This window comes from Pseudonocardia adelaidensis, assembly GCF_039543345.1.
GTDB classification, from domain to species: Bacteria; Actinomycetota; Actinomycetes; order Mycobacteriales; family Pseudonocardiaceae; genus Pseudonocardia; species Pseudonocardia adelaidensis.
The window spans coordinates 142,814-169,143 of record NZ_BAABJO010000014.1; the positions used below are offsets into that span (position 1 = coordinate 142,814).

Consider the following 26,330-nt stretch of genomic DNA (forward strand, 5'->3'; position numbering starts at 1 on the left):
GCCGGCGACCGAGAGGGAGTGAGATGCCCGAGTTCCTGATCGAACTGCTGGGGCCGACCGCGCTGGGGTACGCAATCCTCGGCTTCGTCGTGGGCGCGATCGGCGGCGCCATCCCCGGCATCAACATCGTCCTGACGATGACGCTGCTGATCCCGTTCACGTTCACCCTCACCCCCACCCAGACGGTCATCCTGCTGATCAGCTGCTACGTGGGAGGCGAGTACTCGGGCAGCATCCCGGCGATCCTCATCAACACGCCGGGGACGCCGTCGTCCGCCGCCGTCGTCCTCGACGGCTACCCGATGGCCAAGCAGGGCCTCGGGGCGCGGGCGATCGGGATATCCGCAACGGCGTCGGGGGTCGGCAACCTCATCGGCGGGCTGTTCCTGCTGGCCGTCGCCCCGGCGATCGCCCAGATCGTGCTCACGTTCGGCAGCCCCGAGTTCTTCCTGCTCGCCGTGCTCGGTCTCGCCACGATCGTCTCGACGGTCGACGGGTCGTTGCGGCGCGCCGCGATCGCCGCGGCGCTCGGGGCCCTGATCGCGACCGTCGGCGTCAGCACCCTGAGCGCCGCGCCCCGGTTCACCTTCGACAACCCGTACCTGTACGACGGCATCAGCCTCACCCCGGCCTTCATCGGCATCTTCGCCCTGGCCGAGATGCTGCGGCTCGCCGCGCAGCGCGAAGCGATCACGTCGAACCTGCTGACCGCCTCCGGCAGCAGCCGCCACGGCTTCACCGACGCGATGCGGCACTGGCGCTCGATGCTGCGCGGCAGTGTGATCGGCATCTTCGTCGGAGCCATCCCCGGCCAGGGCGGCGCGGTCGCGAACTTCCTCGCCTACACCGCCGAGAAACAGGCCAGCAAGGAACCGGAGCGCTTCGGGACCGGGCATCCCGCCGGCATCGCCGGTCCGGAGGCCGCCAACAACTCCGTGATCGGGGCCGCCCTCGTGCCGACCATCGGCCTGGGCATCCCCGGCAGCGGCAGCACCGCGGTCATCCTCACCGCCCTGCTCCTGCAGGGCGTGCGGCCCGGACCGCAGCTGTTCCAGGAGGACCTCGTCCTCGTGCAGGTCATCATCGGAACCGTCCTCGTCGGCGGGGTCCTGACCTTCCTGTTCGGGTTCGGCCTCGCCCGGCCGTTGGCACTGCTCAGCCGCATCCCCCTCTCGATCCTGATCCCCGTCGTCACGTGCCTGTCCCTCATCGGCGTCTACGCCGAGGAACTGAGCCCCGCCACCATCTGGTCCGCGGTCGTCCTCGGGTTCGTCGGCTTCGCGCTCGTGCGCTTCGGCTACTCGCCGGTCGCCTTCGTGCTCGGACTCATTCTCGGGCCCATCGCCGAGGAGAACCTCTCCCGCGTCGTCCAGCTCTCCGGCGGGCAACCGTGGCTGGAGTTCGTCACGCGCCCCGTCTCGATCGTCATCATCCTGCTCATCGTGCTGGTACTGGTCCGACCTAGCCTGCAGCGCCGCAGGATGCACAAAAGGCATCGGGTCGCCTGAAGCCGATCGACGACGCCTCGCCTACGCGCCCGCCTGACCGGGGCGGACCGGATCTTCATCCCGTCGCCCCTGACGCACGTGACCGGTCTGCTCTACGGCGTTCACCTGCCGGCGATGCTCGGCAGCGCGGTCGTCCTGCAGGACGTCTGGGAGCCGGCGGAGGCGCTGCGGCTGGTCGAGCGGCACCGCTGCACCTTCACCACTGCGGCCACGCCGTTCGTCCACGGGCTGACGCACAGCGCCGATCTCGACCGGCGCGCCGATACCGACGGGCGGCCGGTGGAGGGCACCGAGCTGAAGATCGTCGACGAGGACGGGGCAGCGGTGCCACGGGGGAGCGCGGCGAACTCCTCGTACGGGGACCGGAACGGTTCACCGGCGCGAGCTCTTGACCAGGTACTTTAGGCTGCCGCCCGGTCGCCGCCCTTGTCCTGATGCCGGGTCCATGGCCACGTCAGCAGCGCCCATGCGACGAGCCCGATGGCGAGCGCCACCCCCAGGTACCAGGGCCATTCCCCCATGATATCCAGGAGCGACGGATTGTCGGGTTTGCCGTTCAGGAACATGTAGTTGGTGCCGGCCGCCGCATTGAAGCCCAGTACCAGAAGCCCCCATCCGACGGTGACTGTCGCGGCGAAGGCGAAGCTGCCCCAGTTCGGGCGCATCCCGACCCACCAAGTCAGGTAGACCACTGCCCACACCACCAGCACGTACCGACCCCAGAAACTGATGAAGTCGAAGCTGGGGAAATCAGGTCCGGCCAAGGTAGGTGTGATGATCGCCTGGGGAACCAGAGTGAGCCCCCAGTAGTACGTCAGCGCGAATGCCCATTGCCGCCTGAACCACAACGCGTATGCGGCCGTCATCCATGTGAGATCCGAGATGTGGAACGGAAGCGAATGCTGGATATCGAACCCCGCTGGGGACAGGTCGTAGATCAGGAGCGGAACGTGGACGATGACCAGCACCACGGCGAGAATCCGCCCGACCGCCAATGCGGTCCGCGTGCCGCCGTACCTGGGTCCGAGCCAGGCGAGCACCCCCGCAACTGCGGTCAAGAGAACCAAGACCGCCCAATGCGAAGGGCCGTACGCCTCAAACGAGCGCTGACCCACCAGCTGGTCCACCGCACCACGGTAGGCCCGGCTGCGCGCGCATACCGAGCCTGCGCTCGACGAAGACCAGAGCCGGGACGTCGGCCTTGTCGTCGACGGGCAGGCCACGCTCGCCGAGCACCGTCTTCGCAGTGCTCTCGATGAGCTCCTTCGCAGGCCCACAACCAGCGGGGGATCGTGCTGCATCGCCCGCTGGATGCGCTCGAGGATCGCCGCGGGATCGCGCAACCCGGTCAGAGGCCCACCGGACAGCCGAGCCCCGGTCCCGGTGATCTCGCCCGCCTCGAGGTCGTAGCCTCTCGTCCTGGAACGCAGTAGTGATCGCACCGACCGGGACGTCCGTCATCAAGTCGCGGAACGGCCCGCGGGTCGTGGTGCTGATCAGATCCCGGTGCGGCGTGCGCGTCACAGCCGGAGAGGCTACGTATGACCGTCGACAAGGCAGGCTGCTCCTGGGATCGGCGTACCGGTCAGCTCACCCGCCTCAACGGCGGCGTGCCAGCCGCCGCCGTCGTCGAGCGACCACGGCTGGGCGTCGACGCCAGCAGCGTCGTAGTCCAGGTACGCGAGCAGCCGCGATGGCGCGAACACCCCAACCCGGACCTGCCCGTCATCATCGACCCCGGGCGGCTGACGGTAGCGCGCGAACCCCCGTGCGATCTCCGGATTCGCCGTCCACGACATCCCCCGCCGGCGATCGGCGGCCGCGCCTCGGAAAAGCCGGCGCGAGCGGAACGGTCGACGTGCTCGACGGCCACTGCGACGCCCCGAGGTCCAGGTGAAGTACCCCGCATGGTCGACCATCGCTCGCCCCGCTTCGCTAGTGCGTTGACCGGGCCGCGCCCTGCTCGCCACCCGCCGGCGGGTCCGGGTCACGGCGTCGCGGTCGGGTCAGCGCTCGAACGTGACTCCCGCAGGCGGCGTCGGCGGATCGTCCCATGTCGCGGCCGTACGCCCGTCGAGCTGGAGGAAGCGGCGGGCGATACGGATTCGCAGGGTGTTCGCCGCCGAGGTGGCCTGTTCGGGGTCGAGGGGTGGAGGCGGCGCATGGTTGGCTCCTCGGGTGGGTGTTCGCCGCGCCGGCGCAGGGTGGCGGCCGGCGCGGCGAACGTTCGATGGATGGGTCAGACGCCGGCCTCGGCGGGCTCGCTCGCCGGCTTCGGGGCCTTGCGGAGGGTGGCCGCGGCGAGCACCGCGCCCGCGAGGGCGACGATGGCGGCGCCGGCGAACGCGGCCGAGTAGCCGCTGGTCAGTGTGACCGGGTCACCGAGCGCGTCCGCGCCGTTGACCGCGGCGAGCGCCGCGATCGCCGCGAGCCCCAGCGCGGAGCCGACCTGGTAGCTGGTGTTGACGATGCCGGAGGCGAGGCCGCCTTCCTCCGGTCGGGCCGCCGACAGGGCCGTGCCCAGGCTGGGGATGAACGCCAGGGACATGCCCGCTGCGGCCACGATCGAGGCCGGCAGGACGTCCACCCAGAACGTGCCGTCGGGCCGGACGAACGCGAGCCCCGCCATGCCGACGGCCAGCAACACCAGACCGGTGACGGTCAGCGCCTTCGGGCCGAATCGCCCGATCAGCCGCGGCGCGAGCGCGATCATCCCGATCATGATCACGATGGTCATCGGCAGCAGCGCGGCGCCGCTCGGGAAGGCGGTGTAGCCGAGTACCTGCTGCAGGTAGAGGTTGAGGAAGAACCACATCGGGATCCACGCGGCGCCGAGCAGCAGCTGCGCGGTGTTGGCCGCCGCGAGGTCGGGGGCGCGGAAGATCCCCAGGCGCACCAGCGGGTCGCGGCGGCGGGCCTGGATGGCCACGAACGCGGCGAGCAGCACGAGCGCGGCCCCGACGGCGAGCACGGTCTCGGCGGCAAGCCAGCCCGCGTCCGGTGCGCGGACGATGCCGTACACGGCGAGCGCGAGCCCGGCGGTCACCGTGACCGCTCCGACGAGGTCCACCGAGCCGCGGCGCTGCCCGCCCGCCGGCATGACCGACGGCGTGATCGCGAGGACGGCGATCGCGATCGGCACGTTGAGGTAGAACACCCACGGCCAGCTGAGGTACTCGGTGAGCACGCCGCCGAGGAACACGCCGGCGGTGCCGCCGGCCGGTGCGGCCGCACCGTAGAGCGCCAGCGCCTTCGTCAGCTCTTCGGGCTCCGAGCCGAACAGCATCATCAGCAGGGTCAGGGCGGCCGGGGCGATGAGGGCGGCGCCGGCACCCTGGACCGCTCTGCCGGTGAGCTCCCAGGTCGCGTTGCCGGCCGCGCCGGCGAGGACGGAGCCGCCGAGCAGGACCGCCCAACCGAGGGCGAACAGCCGGCGGGCGCCGAACAGGTCGGACAGCCGGCCGCCGAGCAGCAGCAGGCCGCCGAAGGCCACGACGTAGGCGTTGAAGACCCAGGACAGGCCCTCGGGGGAGAAGCCGAGATCGGCCTGCATCTTCGGCAGGGCGACCCCGATGATCGAGGTGTCCATGATGACCATGAACTGGGCGGTGGCGATGACCAGGAGCCCGAGCCGGCGGCGTGCGGGCGCTGGTGCAGAAGTGGACACTGCTTGGTACTCCTTACCAGTAGGGGGTATCTGCCGCGGACGTTAACACGGGTGCCCTCGGCCCCGGCGACCTCCTGCTGACGGGGACGCCCGGAGGTGTCGGAGCGTTCCGCGAGCCACCGCTGTGGCTGTCGCCAGGAGACGTGGTCACCGTCGACATCAGCGAGATCGGCCAGTTGCGCAACGACGTCGCGGAGTAAGGGCGTCACTAGCGTCCGGCGCACCAGCAATTCCGTTCGCCCCGTGGCGTCCACCGCGGGAATCTCGTGGAACCGGGTCGGTGAGTGGACTGAGCAGGCCACGGTGCGCAAACAGGCTTTTGTTGATCCTACCTATCCGCCAGTGTTGATCTTGCATCCTGGTCTGGCAGGCACCGATTCATGCCCAACTGGAGCAAAACTGGAGCACGGCGTCGGGCGAGGCCGAAATGGGGTCAGGTTCTGCTCCAGGTCGACGTGTGGTTCTGGTACCACGGGTCGGCTCGGGTCGGTACAGGTCGGCCGGCAGGGCTCGCCTGGCCACGCCGTTCGCGTCCCAGTCTGGGTAAAGGGGTCACAGCGTAGGGTGCGGCGTCGCCAATGCGACCACGTCAGCGTCGCCTCAGGCGCGTCGACGTATCGGCTGTCCTCGTCGCCAGTGATAGAAGGTCGACGCGCTCGTCGCGACGGTGCTCACCGCGCGGCAGTCTTCGAAGCAGTCGTGCTCTTGATGCGCCGCATGATCAAACCCGGCGAACGTATGTGGTGAACGCACTAGTCGGTCCGGCCCGGCTGAGCGTGCTGCGTCGGATCGGCGGCGGCCACGCCCTTGCTGGAGCGGCTGCTGGAGCCGGTTCGACGCCGCCGTATCGACCCAAGTCTACGAGCACGTCGCCGACATCCCGGGAGCGCTCGGCGAGCGGCGGCGGGTCCTTCGACCCGGCGGGCGGGTGTTGATCCTCGACACGGACGCGGACTCACTCGTGTGGCACACAGCCGACCGGGAACTGCACCGACGAGTCGACGCAGCGTAGGAGGGGCACCTCGTGCACCCGCGCCTGCCCCGACGCTGGCCGGGCTGTTGCGCCGCGCCGGATTCCGCGTCACGGATCCGCAGGTGTATGTGATATTCAATCGTGAATTGACGCCGGACTCGCTCAGCGCCATCCACATGCACACTGTCGCCGGGTTCGTCACCGGGCGACTCGCCCTGACCGAGGCCGACGCCGAAGCGTGGCTCGCCAACCTTCGTGGGCGCGCCGACGAGGGCGACTACGTGTTCAGCATGAATCGATACCTATTCCTGCCGACGGCAACGTAGGCTCACCGTTTTTATCGACGGTCTGAAGACGCTGGCCGATACCTCCTAGCGAATGTGGAGCGCGGCGTTGTGTCAAGCCGCCTGTAGGGCCGGGGTAGGGCAGCGCGACGGCGTCGCCGTCGTCGATGTGGACCCACGGCATTTCGCCGGCGCGGTCGGCGGCGATCGCGTTCACCGCCGGGCTCGGATCCAGACCGTGCCATACACCCGTCCGGCCCACTGCCTCGCCGATCGACGCCGTCAAGTAGTCCGGCCCCGGAGCCGATGTCGAGCACACGCTTTCCGGGCCGTGGCGCGAGCAGTGGCAGCACCCGTTCCCGCTGCGCCACAACATCAGGGCTTGCATACATTCGCTCGATACGCCGCGTACTGTTCTCGTCGAACTGAAGCATGGTCACGGTTCAACGCCACGACTTCCGTTGAGGTCCTCGGCATCGAGGTCGCATCCGTCACCGATTCGCGCCGGACGAGATCGATGTACGGGAGGAGGAACTTCCATGGCACTGGTAGTGCCTCTGCTAGTGGCGGTGCCGACTTCGCACCTCGCCGTCAGGGATGGACAGTGAGGCATGAAGGAGATGAGATCACGAGGACGATCACGGGCGGACGCCGTCCTACGCGCGGCCGTTCGCCGGCAGTGATCGCGCCGTGGGTTCTGAAGCAATCAGGGGGCGCGCCAAGGTGTACGGAGAACCGGGCTGCCATGTATGCAAGGCGCTCACCAGTACAGCGCCAGCCGTTTCGCCGAGAACTGTCGCTCGGAGAATGTCCTCCGGTGGTCGGTGTCGCGCCCAGCCGACGAACTTGTTCCGTTACGTGTCGGTGTGCGATGCGCTGGTACTGCGCCAGATCAGGATCTGTGGCGATCGTGACAACGGACGGCACTCAAGCCTGATGGTGGACAGTAACGGCGTAGCCAACATCGCGCAAGCTGGGCCAAATCTCCGCCTCCGTGCCGATGTCATTGAGCAGTTGGGCCAGCACATCCCGGAGGTACACAGTGAATCGCAGCTACGCTCGCGGAGGCATCGCTGGGTTGAACCGGGTTCGGCTCGGCGGCTCTGGCCTGTCCGTACGCCCGGTTGGCCTTGGGGCTATGGGAATGTCTCAGATGTACGGGCCGGCGGACGATTCGGAATCAGTCGCAACGCTGCGTGTCGCCTCACAGCCAGACGAGTATAGTCATCGACGGCCGACCCGAGTATGTCAAGCCCGCCTGTGAGGCACAGCCAACGCCGACTTGGTGTCGAGACCATCGATCTTCTCTACTATGCGCGAATAGATCCGACGGTCCCGGTCGACGAGACTGTCGGTGTCATGGCTGATCTCGTCGCCGCCGACCTGCTCCGAGCTCACCTCGGGGCGATAGGGGCCACCTGCCGGTCTCCGGCCAGAGCCGGCCGAATCTCTCGTGCCGAGTTCACCCCAGGGGCGAACGAGCCATCGACCGCCCGTGGGAGTTGAGATTCGTCGCGCTCAGTCCGGCAGTGGTCGGCGGCACCCCGGGATCGAGAAGGGTTCCGAACTCGACAGGCTCGCGCCGATGCTCCCCGTGCGCAGCAGCATCTACCCGGCCTGGCTGCAGGCTCTCGTCCTGGCCTTCGGAGAGCGCGAGAAATCCGCCGGAATCCGCCCGGTGAGACCTGTTGCCGGTTGAACGAAAGGACGCCACACCAGATGGAATACCGCTCCTTCCGCTCCGCCACCATCCACGGAGTCCTGGAGGCCGCTGCGGCAGACGACCCCAACGCCCGAGCAGTCTCCTTCGTAGGCGGCGCGGCCTTCTCGCGGAGCGAACTGCTCGCACAGGCGCGCACGGTCGCGGGCGGCCTTCGCCGCGCGGGCGTTCGTCCCGGCGACCGGGTCGTGATGATCCTCGGTAACCGCCCGGAGTTCCTGACCACGTACCTCGCAGTCTCGATGCTCGGGGCGGTCTCGGTGCCGCTCAACACCGCCCTGCGGGGCGACGTGCTCACCTACATGCTCGAGGCGGTGGGCCCGGCCACGCTCGTGTTCGAGAGTGGCCTGGCGGCGGATGTCGTCCCCTCGGTCGCCGCGGCCGGCGGAATGCAACGGCTGTGGTGCGTGCCCACCGGATCGGTGCCCACTCCGGACGGGGCCGTTCGGTTCGAGGAGTTGCTGCCCGGTCCGGCGCTGGACGCAGACCACCCGTCGCAGCCATGGGACCTGGCATCGATCCTGTTCACCTCGGGCACTACCGGACGGTCGAAGGGCGTCATGTGGAGCCACAAGATGGCCGGGTGGTTCGCCGACAACGCCACCTGGGTCATGGGCTACGACGCCGAGGACGTCGTCTACACCTGCCTGCCGCTGTTCCACATCAACGCGCTCTTCACCGCCTTCCTCGCCGGGCTGCAGGAGGGTGCGTCGATCGTCGTGTCGGCGCGGTTCAACGCCGCCGGCTACTGGAAGGAGGTCGGGGAGTCGGGTGCGACTGTCACCAACATGCTCGGTGCGATGAGCGCGATCCTCTGGAAGCAGCAACGCTCCCCGGCGGAGCAGGCGCACCGACTGAGGCTCGCCATGCTGGTCCCGTTCCCGAACGACTACCACGAGGAGTTCGAGGGGCGGTTCGGTTGCCGCATCACGGAGCTCTACGGGTCGACCGACACCGGCATCCCCCTCGGCGTCCCGCACGGTGAGCGCCACCCTGGCTCGTGCGGCGTCCCGGCGCCCGGTTGGCAGGCAGCCCTCGTCGACGAGCACGATGAACCAGTGGCGGCGGACGTGTCCGGCGAGCTCGTGACCCGGCCGCTGGAACCGTTCGTCGGGCAGCTCGGGTACTGGCGTCAGCCCGACAATACGTGGGAGGCACACCGCAACTGCTGGTTCCACACCGGCGACCTCTTGGCTCAGGACGCCGACGGCTGGTTTCACTTCGTGGACCGGGTCAAGGACGCGATGCGCGTCTCCGGTGAGAACGTCTCGGCGTTCGAGGTCGAGCAGGTTCTCCTCGCGCATCCGCGCGTCGCGGAGGCCGCGGTGTACGCGGTGCCGAGCGAGATGGGCGAGGACGACATCATGGCCGCCGTCGTCGTCGAGGGTCCCGAGCCACTCGAGCCCGCCGAGCTGATCGAGTTTGTGGCACCGCGCCTCGCCTACTTCGCCGTGCCGCGCTTCGTGGAGATCCTCTCGGAGCTTCCCAAGACGTCAACGGAGAAGGTCCGCAAAGGAGCGCTGCGCGCGCGGGGCCGAAGCGCGTCCACCTGGGATAGTGGCCGGCGGCGCCGCGGCTCGCGGTGAGTCTGGCGGCGGTTCGGCCAGGACGAGGATTCAGCCGTGCCGGTGTCGATGACGGTGCTGGCCGAGGACCAGTCGGCCGTTCTCCGCGAGATCCTGGTCGGACTCGACGAGCTGGCGAGGCGGCGTGCCACCCCGGCCGCAGGGTGGACGATCGCCGACCAGGCCTCGCACCTCGCCCACTTGGACGCGGCGGCCGTGCAGTCCGCGGTGGAACCGGACGCGTTCCGGGCCGCGCTGGAGCAGATCGAGGCGAGGGCGGCGTGGGCCGCGATCGCTTGGTCCGTGACGCCGACGCCGGTCGGCGCATGCTGTTCACGGGCGGAGGATCAAGACGGGTGAGCGGCTCCGGTGTTTGGCCGGCTGTGGGCGTGGTGGCTGTTCCAGTGCCATGTCGTTCCGGCTGGTGGACAGGCCCGTTGCGGGGGGTGTCGATCATCCCTTCGCCGCGTGTGGTGGCCGGCATGGTGGGCTGCGACAGGGTTCGCGGTGAACGAGATCGATCAGAAGCGACGACCGCGCCGGTCCGGTGTCGGCACCGAGGGTCATGACCAGCACGATCTGCGTCCAGCGCGAGGTCTGCGGGCCGCTCACGCGGTTCGGGCGGGCAGGCAGCGGATGTGGTGATCGCGTAGGCCGTGGAACACCAGCGTGGTCGGGTCGCGGGCGGCGGCGACCACGCCGATGCTGCGGCCACGTCGCTCGCCGATCCGGTCGCGGACCTGGCCCAGCCGGGTATCTCGAGGCCGCCCGCGGCGAGCTGCTCGCCTCCACCGCCTACCCGCGTGAGATCTGGCGCCAGATCTGGTCCAACAATCCGCAGGAGCGGTTGAACAAGGAGATCCGCCGCCGCACCGATGTCGTCGGGATCTTCCCCGGCCGCGACGCCCCGATCCGCCTCGTCGGCGCCGTGCTGGCCGAGCAGAGCTATGAGTGGACCGAAGGCCGCCGCTACTCGGGCATGGAACTGCTGGCCAAGTCCCGCATCCGCATCGTCGCCACCGAACCCGACCCCGCCGCCAGCGAGCTGCCCGTGACAACCGAGGCAATCCCCGCATGACCTTCCCAAGATCACGCGGGAAGGATCTTGTACACCACCTCCGCGGAGGTGGCCATCGGGCGCGTCGGCGGGTAGCACCGTTGGACGTGATGGGGGCTGCTCGTCTGCGGCCGAGCCTCTGCCCGTCGCGGCGGCCGTGTCACCACCTGGTGCTCAGAGCACCCCACCTGGGTGGATGGCCGGAGCTAACATCGGGGTCGTGCAGATCCACGATTTTTCCGGTGAGGAGCTGGAAGACGTCGCCAGTGAGTTCTTCACGCCACAGATCGTCTGGCCGCATCCGGACCTCGGCGGGCGGGTGGCGGTTCAGGGGCTGGGCCAGGCCGTGCCGCTCTATCGGTCGCGCTGGGGAGAATGTCGAACGCTTCGCCCATCCACGACCGCTTGATGCGGACATGGCACTGTGATTCTGGTCCGCTCACCGCATGACCTGCGGTTCCTCGAGATGCTGAGCGGCAGCTACCTTCGGCTGCTCGGCACACCGTTGCCGACGGCCGGTCTCAGCGGCCATGCCGCGAGCCGCTGGTTGTATGAGGATGCACCGTTCTGTCTGCTCGCCCATGACACGTCGCCGGATCCCCTCTTCTGCTACGCGAATCGCGCCGCCCAGCGGCGGTTCGAGTACAGCTGGGACGAGTTCGTCGGAATGCCCTCACGACTGTCGGCCGAGGCGCCGAACCGAGACGAACGGCACACATTCATGCAGCGCGTGCGGCGCTACGGGTTCTCCGAGGATTACTCAGGAGTGCGGGTGACGAAATCTGGAAGGCGTTTCCGGATCGAGCAGGCGGTCGTCTGGAACGTGCTCGACCGCGACACCAACATCCATGGCCAGGCCGCCATGTTCGGCGGATGGACCGACCTGTGACCGGCGCTCTCGCGCACAACCGAGTGGAGCAAGCACGATGCAGGACCAGACGCTGGATTTCGAGACCTCGGTCTTCGACAAGGAGTACATCACGCTCGGTGACCGCCGCGAGGCCATCGTGCGCGGCGGTCGGCACCTGTTCGAACGGCTTCCTCAGGCGTTCGACGGCGTCCGCCAGATCGGCGTGATCGGGTGGGGCCCGCAGGGCTCCGCGCAGGCGCAGAACCTGCGCGACTCGCTCGGGAACACCGTCAGGGTGACCGTCGGCCTGCGCGAGGGGTCGAGCTCGATGCAGGAGGCGCGCGCCGCCGGGTTCTGCGAGCAGGACGGCACCCTGGGCGAGATGTACGAGGTCATCGCCGCCTCCGACATGGTGCTCCTACTGATCGCAGACTCCGCGCTCGCCACGCTGTACGAGCAGGTGTTCGCCGCGCTGCGACCCGGTACCACGCTGGGGCTCTCGCACGGGTTCCTGCTCGGCCACCTCTCCCAGATCGGTGCCGGTTTCCCGACCGACGTCGATGTCATCGCCGTCTGCCCGAAGGGCATGGGCGCGTCGGTCCGCGCACTGTACGTGCAGGGGGCCGACGTGAACGGCGCCGGGATCAACGCCAGCTTCGCGGTGCACCAGGACCGCACCGGGCACGCGACCGACCGGGCACTGGGCTGGTCGGTCGCGCTGGGCGCTCCGTACACGTTCCAGACCACCCTGCATTCCGAGTACCTGTCCGACCTCTCGGGTGAACGCGCGGTCCTGCTCGCCGGCGTGCACGGCATCGTGGAGAGCCTCTACCGCCGGTACCGGGACCAGGGCCTCAGCGAGCACGACGCGTTCCGGCACTCCGCCGAGTCGGTCACCGGGCCGATCTCGTCCCTCATCTCCAAGAGCGGCCTGGACGGGCTGTACCGCAGTCTCGACGCCGACGGGCGAGAGGTCTTCGCCGACGCCTACTCGGCGGCCTACCCGGTCGGGCTCGAGCTGACCCACGAGATCTACGACGAGGTGCGATCCGGGAACGAGATCAGCGGCGTCGTCATGGCCGGCCGGCGACTGGCCCGATTCCCGATGGGCAAGATCGACGATGCCACCATGTGGCAGGTCGGCCAGAAGGTCAGGGCCGACCGGGTGCCCTCGGAGATACCGCTCGACCCGTTCACCGCGGGAGTGTTCTGCGGGGTGATGATGGCCCAGGTCGACACCCTGATCGAGTTCGGTCACCCCTACTCGGAGATCGCGAACGAATCGGTCATCGAGGCCGTGGACTCACTCAACCCGTACATGCATGCGCGCGGTGTGGCCTACATGGTCGACAACTGTTCGACCACCGCACGGCTCGGCGCCCGCAAATGGGCACCGCGTTTCGACTACCTGCTCACCCAGCAGGCTTACCCCGCGATCGACAGCAAGGAGCCGGTCGACCGCACCTCCTTCGACGCCTTCGAGGGCCACGTCCTGCACGACGTGCTGCGCGTGTGTGCTGAACTACGGCCCTCCGTCGACATCTACGTGGGATGACGAACGGCACAACCGTCGCCGCAAACTGATGACGATCACCAACGAAGGCCTGGGGCTCGTCCGCGAAACGATGTCCGAGGCGCGTCTCGCCGAAGAGATCGTATTCGCCCGCCTCACTCCGAGTGAGCAAGCGCAGCCGAAGGGACTCCTGCGGCGGTTGATTGGAATTGAGGACGAAGCCGACGGCACCCGGGACGAGTAGCGCGCGTCGAGCTAGTGGCTTGTCACGCAGCCTTGACCGGGTAACTCGTCCAGGCCCGGATTGGTGAGTTGACGGCGAAGCCGGTCTTGGGTTGTGCGCGGGCGTTGCGCCGGCGGACGTAGCTGGCGACGGCGGCGTTCTGCTCCTGGTGGCCGCGGTGGTCGGTGCCGTCGAGGGCGAAGTAGCGCAGCGCGGCGAACTGGGCCTCGGTCCAGTTCGACCACGAGCCGTGGTTGGCAGGAACACCAATTCGACCGCGTTCGCGGCGCACCAGTCGCGGACGCAGGAGTCGCGGACACGGGCGTGGCGGTGCGGGGAGAGTTGTCGCAGACCACGTAGAGCGTCTCGCCCGGCCGGCGGGCGCGCAGCGCCTTGAGCAGGTCGAGGAATTCGATCCAGCGCTTGCGGCCCTCGTCCATCGACAACGGCCGCGCGACCACGCTCGGTCTGCGCGCCACGACCACCTCCCGCACTCGACGTGCGGCAGCCTCCCGAGACCAGCAGGCCAGATCAATTGCCTGTCGACACACCGCGTGTCGAGCCACTAGCTGTCAGTTCCACGGAGATCGGTGACGCGGCTGGCGGTGCGGCTGGCGGTGACGCGCCACGTGCCGTTCAACGGGATCGCCCCTCACCGTCCGGCCCGGGTTGACAGTGCCACGCCCTCCCGCCAGACGCGCCGCACTGTCAAGGTGTCCCCGATGCTCGTCACGGGGTCGCCGTCGACGAGGAGCAGGTCGGCGCGCATGCCAGGGGCGATGCGTCCTCGATCGTCCAACCCGAACCGATGCGCAGGCAAGGACGTTGCCGCGCGCAGGGCCTCGATGGTGGAGAATCCCGCGAGGACGAGCAGCCTCAACTCGTCGTGCATGCTGGCGCCGTGCGCTGTACCGGGGACCTCGGCGTTGGCCGCATCCGTTCCGGCCAGCACGTCGACCCCGGCTTCTCGCAGTGCGGCGAGGCTGGCGAGCGCGTAATCGAAGTGCTTTTTCGGCAGGGCGTTCCGAGCGCCTTTGAGGTTCTCCAGCAGCGGCGCGGTCAGATGGGGGTGGACCCGCTCGTGTGCTGCCAGCTCCGCTCCTGCGGGCACCCCGGCGATCGAGGCGAGTGCCGTCATGGTTGGGATGACGAAGATGTCCCGTGATGCGATCTCTGCGATCAGCTCGGGTGTGTGCGGTCGGTCGAGGAAGAGGTGCGACAACCCGTCGACTCCGGCGTTCACCGCTCGGACGGCGGCGTGGAGGGCAAGTGCGTGCGCAATGACGATCCGGTCCTGCTCGTGGGCTGCCACGACGGCCGCCTTGATCAGTTCCTCGGGCAGGGCGGGAACGGGCGTATTCAGCGCATGACCGTCCTCGACGACGGCTTTGATGTAGTCGGCGCCTTCGGCGACCCGCTCGCTGACGAATCGGGGCACGGCCGCGGCCGTCGTGGCCGTCGGCCAATCGGGATCGTCCAGGTTCTTCCGGAGCCGGTGTGGATGTCTGCCGGGCGGCGTCAGCGGGATGAGCGCGCTCCTGACATCGGCCATCTCGGTGTTCCGGGCCGCTCGGCGGCGCAGCGCGACCATGAGCTCGGGGAGAGCTCCCAGGTCGAGTTCGGTCGTGACTCCGAAGTGGATGGCCTGACGCAGCGACTGATCATCGGCGGTATGGCTGTGGCTGTCGATCAAGCCCGGAAGAAGGGTCGCGCAAGCGGCATCAACGACTTCGGAGCCTTCATGGCCCGCGTCCCCGACTGCGGTGACTATTCCGTTCTCCACATGGATGTCGACTGTTCCGAGAATGTCCTGGCCGTCGAAGACCCGGGCCCCGGCGATCACGGTTCGACTCATTCTGTCCTCCGCACGCCTGCCCGCCACCCGAAATGCTTATGTCTGCTGCACCCGCTGATCGGAGGATAGCGTGAACGGGCTGGTGTCCACGTTCGATCCTCCGCGCCGTATGGCCGCGGACCAAGAGGGCGTTGCAACTAGCAGTGCTGCTACCAGAGCGGCGGCGCTACTAGTCGGCGAGCTGACCATCACCACCGGAGACCTCATGGGTGCGATAACCACGGGGGCTAGTCGACCGTGGGCTGGTCCGGATCGCCAGTAGTGCTTTGTCGGGTTGAGTCGAGTCCGACACCGAGGCGAGCAGCATCTCGCCGGCAAACGTCAGTCGGGGTCGGTCCACGTGGTGCAGGCGTTCGGGCCCGTGTGGCCGGTCCGGGGGCATCAGTCCAGAAGCGTGACGACCCCGGAGTTGCCGTCCACCCGCAGGCGCTGGCCGGTGGTGATGGTCGCGACCGCGTTGCCGGTGCCGACGACGGCGGGTATCCCGTACTCGCGGCAGACGATCGCGGTGTGGCTCATGATCCCGCCGACGTCGGAGACCGTGGCCGCGATCCGGGTGAAGATCGGCGCCCAGGCCGGCGAGGTCGCGGGACACACCAGGATCTCACCCGACTGCACCGAGCTCATCTCGCTGACGTGCTTGAGCACGCGCGCCCGGCCCTCGACGACACCCGTCGAGGCGCCCACACCGCGCAGGGTCTTGCCGTCGCCCTCGTCGTTCTGGCCCCACTCGCGGACCAGGTCACTGTTGATGCCCCACAGCATGACGGTCAGGGGCTCGTTGACCTCCTCCGGCGGCGGGCCCAGGGCGGGCGGCGGCTCCCAGGCCTTGAGCGCCTCGAAGATGCCCTTGCGCTCCTCGATGATCGGCCGCCAGTAGCCCGGCCCGCGCGGGGCGGTGCCGACCGACCAGCCGACGACGAGGTCGTAGATGGCCTCGGTGACCTCGCCGCGGCGCAGGAAGAACATGTCCTCCGCCTCGTCGAAGTAGCCCATCGCGGCCATCGTGCGGGCGAGCTGCTTCGACTTCCGCCAGAACGTCGCCCACATCCAGTGCTCGATGTAGAGGACGTGCTCCTCGATGTAGCGGAACACGAGCCGGGCGAGCGCAACGGCCTGGTCGAACGCCGCGTGGTCCTCGGTCGACATCAGGTCGCGGTACTCGGCCGTGATGCGGTCACGCTCGCGCAGCACGCCCGCGGTGTCGCGGTCGATGTTCTGGCCGCCGCGGAACCGACGCAGGTACTCCCGCACCGACACCATCGGGATGTCGGGAATGTCGGCCCAGGTGTCGTACGTGTGGTAGCCGCCGGGGTGACCAGGGTCGGTGTTGATGACGAACCACGGGTCGGACGTGGCGTTCCAGTCGGCGACCCACGCCTTGCCGTTCGGGTCGTCCGACAGCCGCTCGAACAGCTGCTCGACGTTCATCGACCCGTCGAGCACCGTCTCGGCGATGCCCAGCCGCTCGGCCTCCTTGGCCAATCGGCGCAGCTCGTCGTCCGGTCGGTAGAGGTCGACTTGCAGACCGCCGACCATCTGGGCGATCGACTGGTCGCCGATTCCCGGGAACGCGGACTTGCAGAGCTGGAAGAAGTTCAGGTAGGCGGCGTAGCCGATGTTCAGCATCTCGAAGTGGTACTGGTACGTCTCGTACATCGTGGTAACGAGACGCTCGAAATCACGTACCATGCGGAAACCGGCGCTGTGGCCGACGTGCTGCTCGACGGTCTCGACCGGCTCGAGGTTCGGCAGCGGAGCGAACTCGATCGCGCGGATCTCGTGGAGCTTGGCGGTGACCTTCGCCTTCCACCCGATGTAGATGGACTCCCAGTTCTCGTAGTAGTGCGACGCGCGGCCGGCGAACTCCTCGGCGCGGGCCGGGATGTCCTCCGCGGGCGCCGCGACCGCGGTGATGAAGAGCCGGCCGTTGAGGATCCGCTGGTCGACACCGTGCGCCGGAGGCATCGCGAAGATGCGGGTGTTGAACGCACCCAGTGCCTGCCACCAACACTCGCACTGGATCTCGTCGTACGGGTGCATGACGTCCGGGTGGTGCAGCCGGTCGGCGAACCAGAATCGGTTCTCGTCGAGCTCCCGGCGCTCCTCGCCGAAGAGGTGGTACCAGTTGTACATCTTCTGCCAGCCCTCGGCACCGGGCGGTGTCTCGATCTCGAACGGGCTCGGGAACTTGTTGTCGCTCATCGTTCGGCTCCTGTGAGGCGGGAGAGGTGGGATAACTCGCGAAGCCCTACTTCGCGTCGCGGTCGGGAACGAGGTGGGACAGGATCGAATCCATGAGAGTCGCCCCCGTCGACGCCTTTTCCACGGAACGATGTGACCAGACCGTCTCCGGGCGGGACTGGACCAGATAGACGCTGTCCGCGCCGCCGCCCTGTTTGATCGCGAACTCGCCGTCCTGCGGGCAGCCGAAGTGCTTCTCGACGATCCGGGCCAGCCGCAGCAGCTCGGCGAGCTCGTCCTCGGTGAGCGACTGGGTCTCGCGGCGGTCGGCCGCGACCTCGACGGTCGCCGTCCCGGTGCCGTGCTCGGCGCGCACCATCTCGATCGGCTTGTCGACGACCGACCGGTGCACGACCTCGCCGGTGACCTTGTCGATCTTGAAGCTGTCGGGCGTCGCGGTGCCGGAGACCAGGGGTTCCCCGAGGCCCCAGATCGCCTCGACCGCGATCTTGGAGCGGTCGCCGTTCTCGGGGTCGAGCGTCATGAACACGCCGGCCGCGCGGGCCTCGACCATCTCCTGGACGACGACGGCCATCGCGTCGCCACCGCCGGACAGGCCCGCCTTGCGCCGATACTCCATCGCGCGCGTGGTGAACATGCTGGCCCAGCAGTCGAGCACCCGCGCGATGACCTCGTCGACGCCGCGCACCCACAGGTAGGTGTCGTGCTCGCCGGCGAAGCTGTGCTCGACGGAGTCCTCGACAGCTGACGACGACCGCACGGCGACGGCGACGTCGTCGCCGAGCGCCAGGTACGCCTCGTGGATGCTCTCGGCGACCGCCTCGTCGAGCTCGACGGCCGCGACGAGCGCGCGGACCCGGGCGCACGCGGCGTCCATCTCGTCCGAGGACGCGTGGGCCGGGACGGCCGCGACGGCCGCATCGAGCTGGTCGCGGATACCGTCGAGAACCGCGTGCCGGTAGGCCTGGGTCGAGACGACGAAACCAGGCGGTACCCGCAGGCCGGCGTCGGTGAGCCGGGCCAGGCTCGCGCCCTTCCCGCCAAGCAGGTCGGCGTCGGCGCCCCCGGCGTTGTCGATGCGGACGATGTACGGGGCGGTCACGTGCGGCTCCGGTTGATCGTTGGATCGGTCGTCTTGGTCAGGTCGCGCGGCCTCCAGGTGTTCACCCCAGGCAAACCCGACGTCGAGACTCTGGGCGACCCGGTGGGCCCGGTCCACGTTGTTGGTCCACAATGTGGCGGCCAGGCAGTGCACGGAGTCGTTGGCGAGCGCGACGGCCTCGTCGTCGGTGTCGAACGGCAGTCAGAATCACCTTTTCGCAGGTCAGGTAAATCTCAAAAAATGACAGGCGGCTACTTCGCGGTCACGGCCTGAGTGCCGGCACGTCCTCGGGGGTGCGAGCGGGGAGAGCGCGGGCCGCGGATAAAAGTCCGGGCTGATGGATCACCGAGTCGAACGGGCTCAGCCTTCCGCTTTCGTCATGTTCGCCCTAGGTCGAGAGGACGAGCGCGGACGCGCGCTCCAGGTTCTCGATCAGTTCGAGGTCAAACGTTGTCATCGCACCGGCTTTCGATTCGTGGGCGAGCCACAGGTGAACGATGTGCGGGCGCACATGGTGGGACCGGATTGGCGACGCGCCCTGATTGCACCCACGGCAGCGATCACTGCCGGCATGCAGCCGCCCGTAGTACCGCGTCCTCCGTCAGCGTCCTCGTGATCCCACTTCTTTTCATGCACTCACTGTCCATCCCTGACGGCCGAGGTCGAAGTTGGCGCCGCCACTAGTAGCCGCGCTACCAGCGGCGCGCGAGTTCCTCCTCCCGTTCATTCGATCTCATCCGGTGCGACGAGGACGACGGGTAGGTGTCGGCGATCCCCAGGTCGCGGTCGAGCGAGACGTGCAGGTCACTCGGAAGTGGCAGTCGGTCGTCGGGGCCAGTCCGCATATCAGCTGGCCATTCACGCCGTGCAGGTGCGCACAATGATCTGACCCGCCGCACCCAGCCTCCGATCAGAGCTCGTTCCGTGACCACAGCTGAACCCGTATGGTTGGCCCGGCTGTCCCAGTAGGGACTTGATTTTGGCAAACACGGTCCTGAATGCGCGAAAGTGCCGGGCCGGGTCCTGACCAATTGCGCGGTACTGCTTGCCGACGGCGGCGGATGATCAACGAGTACCGACGAGCCGCTGAACCGCACCTGAACCCCAGGTCACATACCGGCCGGAGGGGTTTGCGCACTACGGGCTGCGGATGGCTGGCACGGAAGGGTCGCTTGTCGCCGCGTCGAGTTCACCCCGGTCGGCATCCGACACTCGACGAGGTGTGCTTCGTGCCCGTCACCGGCGATGACGAGCCGTTCGCCCGGGGCGTCGGCCGGGCGCGCTCCCGGACGGCCGCGACGAGCTCGCCGGTCGTAGGGGCAGGTGAGACCGGCACGGGGAGCGCGTGTGCGGTCGGTGATCATCAGGTGATCGTGCTGTTGACGAACGCAGGGAGGACGGTGGTCCCCAAGCCGCCGAGCACGCGGGTGTGCGGGCCGATCAAGTTGTCCGGGTCACGGGGACCGGCGCCGAGCGCGACTACTTGAAATCGCTCGTGCGGGCGAGCATCGATCGCTCCTCGTCAGGGCTCTTCGTGGATTGGGCGGGAGGTCGTCCGGGTCCGCGGGCCCGAACTCATCCAGCCACGCTCGCACGCCTGGTCCAGTAAAAAGGCAGCTCGCAGGCTGGAACACGGCCTGGTGGTGCGGCTGCTAGTGGCAGCGCCGTCTTTCGCCCCCGGTGACGCGGAATGAATCGTGGCGGCATGGCAGCGCAGGAGAGGGTCGTGCAGGTTCACGATTTCTCCGGCGAGGAGCTAAAAGACGTCGCCGGTGAGTTCTGGACCCCGGATCCTCCGGGCGCATCCGGACCTCCGCTGGCGTCTGGCGGGTCAGGAGCTGGGCGAGGCCGTCGTGCTCCGCCGGTCTCACGGGGGAAGGCCGCCAGAATCTCTGTGACGCAGGCCGCAACGGCGTTCAGTGGCATGCTGCTGGACGACAGCTTCCGGTTCTGCGGGGGCGTCGGAGCCAACCCGGTGCAGGGTGCGTTCTCTGCCGGGGCGCAGAACGTCGTCGTGGTCGACCCCGTGCCGTTCAAGCTGGAGAAGGCCCGGGAGTTGGGAGCGACGCACACCTTCACGGACCCGGGGCGCGGCGGCCGTATTCATACCCATCGGTTCGGATCAGGGTCGTCGGCGCCCTATGCCGAGCCAGGTGCCATGCGCATATCGACCAGGCATCGGTACACCTTGAGATACATCAGGGAGCTCGACCTGGTTACGGGCGCGGGGCAGGGATGTGGTCATCGAGATCGTGCGCGCGAACCGCACGATCTGTTCAACGACTGCTATTCAATGATGCGGCAGCTGATGGTTCAGCACTTCGGCGGGAAACCGGACTACTTCCGAGCGGATGCCGAGGAAAGGGGAATGGATTGACAGGCCTACGCCAGGAGACAACCCAGGTTCTGGTCGTCGGCGGCGGCCCGGTGGGGATGGCGCTCGCACTCGACCTCGCGCAGCGGAATGTCGACTGCATGGTTGTCGACGCCAGCGACGGGAAGGTGCGCCACCCGAAGGTGAGCACGGTCGGCCCGCGATCGATGGAGCTGTTCCGCCGCTGGGGTCTCGCCGGTGAGATCCGCAGTGCCGGTTGGCCGGGCGACCACCCGCTGGACGTCGCCTGGGTGACCCAGGTCGGCGGGTACGAGATCTATCGGTTCGAACGGGGCACCGCGGACACTCGGCCGGAGCTCAGGCACACCCCGGAGCCTGACCAGATCTGTCCGGCGCACTGGCTCAACCCTCTTCTGATGAGGGCTGTCGGGACGTATCCCGACGGTCCGTTACGACTGGGTCACCGGGTGGGTGGCTTCGAGCAGGACGACGACGGAGTCACCGCGTCGATCACCGACATGACGACCGCCGAGTCGTTCACCGTCCGCGCCAGCTACCTCGTCGCCTGTGACGGTGCGGCCTCGCCGATACGCACGGCATGCGGTATTGACGCTCCGGCGCGGCACGAGGCGCAGGTGTTCCGGAACATCCTCTTCCGCGCGCCCGAACTGCCGAGGCAGTTGGCCGCGCAGGGCCGCCGGCCCGCGATGGTCTATTTCTTGATGCTGTCGGCCGCCCTGCGCTACACACTGCGCTCTCTCGACGGCAGGGACACCTTCAACATGGTGGTCTCCGGCGACGACGACCCCGCGTCCCTCGTCGAGGATGCGATCGCGTTCGACACACCGACCGAGTTGCTGTCCGACAGCACCTGGCACCTCACCCATCGAGTGGCCGACCGCTATCGACACGGTCGGGTCCTCCTCGCCGGTGACGCGGCGCACACGCTCTCCCCCTCCGGGGGATTCGGCCTGAACACGGGTATCGGTGACGCCGCCGACCTGGGCTGGAAGCTCGGCGCCGAGCTGTCAGGCTGGGCTGGGAGCGGGATGTTGGCCAGCTACGAGACCGAGCGCCGGCCCGTCGCGCTCAGGAGCCTGGAGGCGGCCAACACGAACCTGCGCCGGACGATGAATCGTGAGCTTCCAGCCGATCTGCGGGCGGCAACCCCGGAAGGGGAACAGGCCCGCGCGGAAATGGCCAGCCGACTGCAGAAAGGTGGCGCGCGCAGCGAGTTCGACGCGCCGAACGTGCATTTCGGGCACGGCTACTCCTCGCCTCTCGTGGTCGGTGAGAGCGTCGACATCTCGGCAGATTGGCGGCCGGGCAGCGATCCTGGGTTCCGCGCCGCCCATGCTTGGGTTCGGCCGGGGGTCTCCACGCTCGATCTGTTCGGTCGTGGGTTCGTGCTGCTGTGCTTCGACGGCAGCGACCGCCTCGACGGCGTCGAGCGCGCGTTCGCCGAACGTCGGGTTCCGCTGGAGGTCACCAGGTGCGAGGACGCGGAGATCGCGAAACTATACCGCTTTCCTTTCGTCCTCGTGCGGCCGGACGGGCACGTGGCGTGGCGCGGTGACCGTGCGCCGGATGACCCCGGGAAGCTGGCCGATGTGGTGCGCGGGGCAGCCTGATGTTCAGCATTCGGGGGTGGCAGCCACATGATCTGGCCGACCCGTACCCGGTGTATCGGCGTTATCGCGATCAAGACCCGGTTCAACGCGGGGACGGCGACGCTTGGTACGTCTTCGGCTTCGATGACGTCGACACCGTCCTACGGAGTCCGGATTTCGGACGTGGCCCCGGTGCGCCGGTCAATCCGGAGCGAGCAGCTTTGCATCGGATCGTGCAGAACTGGCTGGTGTTCCTGGACCCGCCGCGACACACCGAGCTGCGAAGAATGGTCAGCGCGGAGTTCGCGCCAGCGGTCGTCGCGGGCCTGCGGGGTCGGATCGCCGCAATCGCCGCCGAACTGGTCGCTCACATAAGCAGCACACCGATGGTCGACTTCGTCGAAGAGTTCGCGGCCCCGTTCCCGGTTCTGGTGATCTCCGAGCTGCTTGGCGTGCCGGCGGAACATCGGATGTGGTTGCGGCAGCGCGCGATGTGGCTGCAGGAGGCGAGCTCGGCCCGTATCGGCCATCGGGCCGATGGTGTCGATCGGGCCGACCAGGCGGCTCACGATCTCGAGGAGTACTTCGGCGAGCAACTCGAGGCGCGCAGGGGCGACCCGCGCGAAGACCTGGTCTCGCTGATGGCGGGAGCGCAGCAGCGCGGCGAGGCGACGACCGAGGAGATCGTCGGCACGTGCGTGCACCTGCTGACCGCGGGTCACGAGACGACTACCAACCTCATCAGCAAATCGGTACTGATCCTGCTGGACGCCCGCGACCTCGTCGACCGACTGCGCTCAGAGCCGGAGTTGCTACCGGTGGTGGTCGACGAACTCGTGCGATACGACCCCCCGGTGCAGATGGTCAGCCGGTGGGCATACCGGGACTTCTCGCTCGGTGGCAAGACCATCCGCCCGGGCGACAAGGTGGTGCCGGTCATTGGCTCGGCCAACCGTGACCCACTGCGTTTTCCGGATCCCGACGAGCTCCGTCTCGATCGTGCGGTCGGCCGGCACAGCGGGTTCGGAGCCGGCATCCACTACTGCCTCGGCGCGAATCTGGCGAGGACCGAGGCGGAGATCGGGCTGGCGGCACTGTTGAAAGCAATGCCCGAGATGAGTCGCGCCGATGAACCGGTGTGTTACGGCAATGACATCATCTTCCACGGCCCAGTTCGATTTCCACTGCGGGCGCGGGTGCGGGTATAGCGGTGAGCAATGGGTGTGGCGACTGCTCCCGCGGGTGGCATCGAAAGAGTGGAGGGGTGCGGATCAGATGAATGAGACGTCAGATAGAGATGTTCTTGAGCGGTTGGCGGCCCCGGAGTTGCGGGGGAATCCGTATCCGTTGTTGCGTTGGTTGCGGGAGAACGAGCCGGTGCATCGTACGGAGGCGGGGTTCTTCCTGATCAGTCGCCACGCCGATGTGCAATGGGCGTTGAGTCGGACGGGTGATGCACTCGTCGTTCCGGACCGGGAGGAAATGGCGCGGCAGTTCCCCGCGGCTGGCGACCATGCGGCGATCGGGACCGCGCTCGAGATCTTCGGTGCGATGCTCAGGCCGGGTTATGCGGCGCTGCGTCGGATGATGAGTCGAGATCTGGCCCGCTCGCGAGTTGCGCGGGTAGGAGAGAGCATCCTGGTCAAGGGCGCCCAATTGATCGATGGTATGGCCGAGCGGTTGCACGACGGCGAGGCGGTCGACTTCCACCAGGAGGTATCGCGGCCACTGACGTTGGCGGTGTTTGCCGAGCTGTTCGGTATCGACGAGGTCGAACGCGATTGTGTCGCGACTGACGTGCTGGCGACCGCCTGTGCATTGGAAGCCGTGAGTACGGAGGCGCTGGAGGCGGCGGATGCAGCGAGCGAGCGGGTGGAGTCCTACTTCCGCCTGTTGATCGCTGATCGTCGACGTTCTCCTCGGGATGATCTGATGACGGCGTTGGTGGCGGCTCATGACGAAGACGTGGACCGTCGGGGCGACCGGTTGATCCTCGGGCTGTTGTGGGTGCTCTGGTTGACCGGTTTCGACAGTTCAGCGGCGGGGCTGGACCGTGGCATGCAGGCGATACTGGATCATCCGGACCAGCTGCACTGGTTGCGTGGCGACGACCAGCAGGCGGCTGCTTTCGTCGAGGAGGTGTTGCGGTACGACAGTGTGATCCTCTTGACGCCGATTCCGCGGATCGCGGCCCGCGACATCGAGTTCGGGGATCGGATGTTGCCTGCGGGGGCGATGGCGCGGATGGTGATCGCGGCGGCGAACAGGGATCCTTCGGTTTTCCCGGATCCGGATCGTTTCGATCCGTCGCGGGACAACAGGCCGACGCTGAGCATGGGGTACGGCCCGTACTACTGCAATGGTGCGGCGCTGGTGCGGGCCGAGATGAGCATCGTGCTGACCATGATCCACGACAGGTTTCCGGACCTGGTGGCGGCAGGCGAACCGGTCTGGACCGAGGCCATCGGCACCGCCAACGGCATCCGCGGGCTCGACCGGTTTCCGATCCGGATGGGTGGCACGCGGTGAGCGAGTCGTCGGGAGTGAATGTTCTGGAACGGTTGGCGGCGCCGGAGTCGCGCAGGAATCCGTATCCGTTGTTGCGCTGGTTGCGGGAGAACGAGCCGGTGCATCGAACGGAGGCTGGATTCTTCCTGGTCAGCCGGCATGCCGATGCGCACTGGGCGCTCGGGAACACGGGGGATGCGCTCGTGGTCCCCGACCGAGAGGATCTGGCGCGGCAGTTCCCTGCGGCCGCGAGTCATCCGGCGATGGAGGTCGCGCTCGACGGCTTCGCCGCCAAGAGCAAGCCCGGCTACACCTCGTTGCGTCGGATGATGAGCCGGGATCTGGCGCGCACTCGCGTTGCACAGGTGGGCGAGAGCATCCGGCTGAGGTGCGCCCAGCTGATCGATGGTATGGCCGAGCGGTTGCACGACGGCGAAGCGGTCGACTTCCACCAGGAGGTGTCGCGACCCCTGACGTTCGAGGTGTTCGCGGAGCTCTTCGGGGTGGATGGCGACGAGCGTCACGGTGTCTCTCGGGACGTGCTCGAGGTGGCGGGCGGCCTGGAGGCGGTCGATGAGGAGGCGTTGAAGGCGGCGGATGCAGCGAGCGAGCGGGTGGAGTCCTACTTCCGCGGAGTGATCGCTGATCGCCGCCGGTCGCCTCGAGACGATCTGATGACGGCATTGGTGGCCGCACACGACACCGATCTGGAGCGTCCGGACGACAAGTTGATCCTCGGGCTGTTGTGGGTGCTCTGGATGACCGGTTTCGACAGTTCAGCGGCGGGGCTGGACCGTGGCATGCAGGCGATACTGGATCATCCGGACCAGCTGCACTGGTTGCGTGGCGACGACCAGCAGGCGGCTGCTTTCGTCGAGGAGGTGTTGCGGTACGACAGTGTGATCCTCTTGACGCCGATTCCGCGGATCGCGGCCCGCGACATCGAGTTCGGGGATCGGATGTTGCCTGCGGGGGCGATGGCGCGGATGGTGATCGCGGCGGCGAACAGGGATCCTTCGGTTTTCCCGGATCCGGATCGTTTCGATCCGTCGCGGGACAACAGGCCGACGCTGAGCATGGGGTACGGCCCGTACTACTGCAATGGTGCGGCGCTGGTGCGGGCCGAGATGAGCATCGTGCTGACCATGATCCACGACAGGTTTCCGGACCTGGTGGCGGCAGGCGAACCGGTCTGGACCGAGGCCATCGGCACCGCCAACGGCATCCGCGGCGTCGACCACCTGCCCATTCGCATGGGAACGGCAGGGCAGTAGGAGGATGACGACCGCCCCGCTCGCGCCCGCACCCGCGCGAGTTCGCCGACCAGCGCCGGAGAGGAGCCCACGAGCGGACAC

22 protein-coding genes and 3 pseudogenes are annotated in these 26,330 nt (G+C 68.0%); 18 read left to right on the plus strand and 7 right to left on the minus strand.

Annotated elements, in window-relative coordinates; translation table 11 throughout:
- Positions 1-23 precede the first annotated feature (23 nt).
- A complete protein-coding gene (locus ABEA81_RS20315) occupies positions 24-1,508 on the plus strand; it encodes a tripartite tricarboxylate transporter permease (protein WP_345606793.1) in 1,485 nt (494 codons plus the stop codon).
- A gap of 33 nt (positions 1,509-1,541) precedes the next feature.
- Positions 1,542-1,913, plus strand: coding sequence for an AMP-binding protein (locus ABEA81_RS20320; protein ID WP_345606836.1), 372 nt, complete (start codon positions 1,542-1,544; stop codon positions 1,911-1,913).
- Here the strand turns inward: ABEA81_RS20320 and ABEA81_RS20325 are convergent.
- The 3 genes from ABEA81_RS20325 to ABEA81_RS20335 all read right to left on the minus strand — a co-directional run bounded on the left by ABEA81_RS20325 (position 1,910) and on the right by ABEA81_RS20335 (position 5,175).
- Complete coding sequence (locus ABEA81_RS20325) at positions 1,910-2,635, minus strand: YwaF family protein (RefSeq protein WP_345606794.1); 726 nt, start codon at positions 2,633-2,635, stop codon at positions 1,910-1,912. The genes ABEA81_RS20320 and ABEA81_RS20325 overlap by 4 nt on opposite strands.
- Before the next feature lie 408 nt (positions 2,636-3,043).
- The gene (locus ABEA81_RS20330; RefSeq protein ID WP_345606795.1) at positions 3,044-3,307 is read right to left on the minus strand and encodes a hypothetical protein; all 264 of its coding nucleotides are present in this window, start codon (positions 3,305-3,307) and stop codon (positions 3,044-3,046) included.
- 440 nt (positions 3,308-3,747) lie between these two features.
- A complete protein-coding gene (locus ABEA81_RS20335) occupies positions 3,748-5,175 on the minus strand; it encodes an MFS transporter (RefSeq protein WP_345606796.1) in 1,428 nt (475 codons plus the stop codon).
- Positions 5,176-5,240: 65 nt separating this feature from the next.
- Here ABEA81_RS20335 and ABEA81_RS42715 point away from each other — a divergent pair.
- The 11 genes and pseudogenes from ABEA81_RS42715 to ABEA81_RS20385 all read left to right on the plus strand — a co-directional run.
- Positions 5,241-5,375, plus strand: a pseudogene (locus ABEA81_RS42715) (fumarylacetoacetate hydrolase family protein); the annotation flags it as partial.
- Between the two features lie 602 nt (positions 5,376-5,977).
- Positions 5,978-6,187 (plus strand): annotated as a pseudogene (locus ABEA81_RS20340) (methyltransferase domain-containing protein); the annotation flags it as partial.
- A 47-nt stretch (positions 6,188-6,234) separates the two neighbouring features.
- Positions 6,235-6,474: a methyltransferase domain-containing protein gene (locus ABEA81_RS20345; protein ID WP_345606797.1), complete on the plus strand. Its 240-nt coding sequence runs from the start codon at positions 6,235-6,237 to the stop codon at positions 6,472-6,474.
- 1,203 nt (positions 6,475-7,677) lie between these two features.
- Positions 7,678-7,938, plus strand: coding sequence for an aldo/keto reductase (locus ABEA81_RS20350; protein WP_345606798.1), 261 nt, complete (start codon positions 7,678-7,680; stop codon positions 7,936-7,938).
- Positions 7,939-8,151: 213 nt separating this feature from the next.
- Positions 8,152-9,738, plus strand: coding sequence for an AMP-binding protein (locus ABEA81_RS20355; protein WP_345606799.1), 1,587 nt, complete (start codon positions 8,152-8,154; stop codon positions 9,736-9,738).
- 36 nt (positions 9,739-9,774) lie between these two features.
- Positions 9,775-10,077, plus strand: coding sequence for a maleylpyruvate isomerase N-terminal domain-containing protein (locus ABEA81_RS20360; RefSeq protein ID WP_345606800.1), 303 nt, complete (start codon positions 9,775-9,777; stop codon positions 10,075-10,077).
- A 397-nt stretch (positions 10,078-10,474) separates the two neighbouring features.
- Positions 10,475-10,795, plus strand: a pseudogene (locus ABEA81_RS20365) (transposase); the annotation flags it as partial.
- Between the two features lie 199 nt (positions 10,796-10,994).
- Entirely contained in the window at positions 10,995-11,183 is a 189-nt protein-coding gene (locus ABEA81_RS20370) for a hypothetical protein (RefSeq protein ID WP_345606801.1), read from the plus strand.
- A gap of 15 nt (positions 11,184-11,198) precedes the next feature.
- On the plus strand, positions 11,199-11,663 hold the full coding sequence (locus tag ABEA81_RS20375) for an MEKHLA domain-containing protein (protein ID WP_345606802.1): 465 nt from the start codon (positions 11,199-11,201) through the stop codon (positions 11,661-11,663).
- 37 nt (positions 11,664-11,700) lie between these two features.
- Positions 11,701-13,179: a ketol-acid reductoisomerase gene (locus ABEA81_RS20380; RefSeq protein WP_345606803.1), complete on the plus strand. Its 1,479-nt coding sequence runs from the start codon at positions 11,701-11,703 to the stop codon at positions 13,177-13,179.
- A gap of 28 nt (positions 13,180-13,207) precedes the next feature.
- Positions 13,208-13,381 carry a hypothetical protein gene (locus tag ABEA81_RS20385; protein WP_345606804.1) on the plus strand — a complete coding sequence of 58 codons (174 nt, stop codon included), beginning with the start codon at positions 13,208-13,210 and terminating at the stop codon, positions 13,379-13,381.
- A gap of 22 nt (positions 13,382-13,403) precedes the next feature.
- On the opposite strand, the gene ABEA81_RS20390 is transcribed toward ABEA81_RS20385, so the two are convergent.
- The 4 genes from ABEA81_RS20390 to ABEA81_RS20405 form a co-directional block, all read right to left on the minus strand.
- Positions 13,404-13,652 (minus strand): hypothetical protein, encoded by a 249-nt coding sequence (locus tag ABEA81_RS20390; RefSeq protein WP_345606805.1) that lies wholly within the window; start codon positions 13,650-13,652, stop codon positions 13,404-13,406.
- A gap of 360 nt (positions 13,653-14,012) precedes the next feature.
- Entirely contained in the window at positions 14,013-15,215 is a 1,203-nt protein-coding gene (locus ABEA81_RS20395; protein WP_345606806.1) for an amidohydrolase family protein, read from the minus strand.
- 381 nt (positions 15,216-15,596) lie between these two features.
- Positions 15,597-17,420 carry a PEP-utilizing enzyme gene (locus tag ABEA81_RS20400; protein ID WP_345606808.1) on the minus strand — a complete coding sequence of 608 codons (1,824 nt, stop codon included), beginning with the start codon at positions 17,418-17,420 and terminating at the stop codon, positions 15,597-15,599.
- A 46-nt stretch (positions 17,421-17,466) separates the two neighbouring features.
- Positions 17,467-18,522, minus strand: coding sequence for a PEP/pyruvate-binding domain-containing protein (locus tag ABEA81_RS20405; protein WP_345606838.1), 1,056 nt, complete (start codon positions 18,520-18,522; stop codon positions 17,467-17,469).
- A gap of 1,894 nt (positions 18,523-20,416) precedes the next feature.
- On the opposite strand from ABEA81_RS20405, the gene ABEA81_RS42720 reads away from it, so the two are divergent.
- The 5 genes from ABEA81_RS42720 (at position 20,417) to ABEA81_RS20430 (ending at position 26,249) form a co-directional block, all read left to right on the plus strand.
- Entirely contained in the window at positions 20,417-20,899 is a 483-nt protein-coding gene (locus ABEA81_RS42720; protein WP_425570612.1) for a zinc-binding dehydrogenase, read from the plus strand.
- Positions 20,896-22,488, plus strand: coding sequence for an FAD-dependent monooxygenase (locus tag ABEA81_RS20415; protein WP_425570613.1), 1,593 nt, complete (start codon positions 20,896-20,898; stop codon positions 22,486-22,488). The genes ABEA81_RS42720 and ABEA81_RS20415 overlap by 4 nt, the downstream gene beginning before the upstream one ends.
- Positions 22,488-23,675, plus strand: coding sequence for a cytochrome P450 (locus ABEA81_RS20420; protein WP_345606810.1), 1,188 nt, complete (start codon positions 22,488-22,490; stop codon positions 23,673-23,675). Before ABEA81_RS20415 ends, ABEA81_RS20420 begins: the two co-directional genes overlap by 1 nt.
- 103 nt (positions 23,676-23,778) lie before the next feature.
- A complete protein-coding gene (locus ABEA81_RS20425) occupies positions 23,779-24,996 on the plus strand; it encodes a cytochrome P450 (RefSeq protein ID WP_345606811.1) in 1,218 nt (405 codons plus the stop codon).
- Entirely contained in the window at positions 24,993-26,249 is a 1,257-nt protein-coding gene (locus tag ABEA81_RS20430) for a cytochrome P450 (RefSeq protein WP_345606812.1), read from the plus strand. Before ABEA81_RS20425 ends, ABEA81_RS20430 begins: the two co-directional genes overlap by 4 nt.
- Positions 26,250-26,330 lie beyond the last annotated feature (81 nt).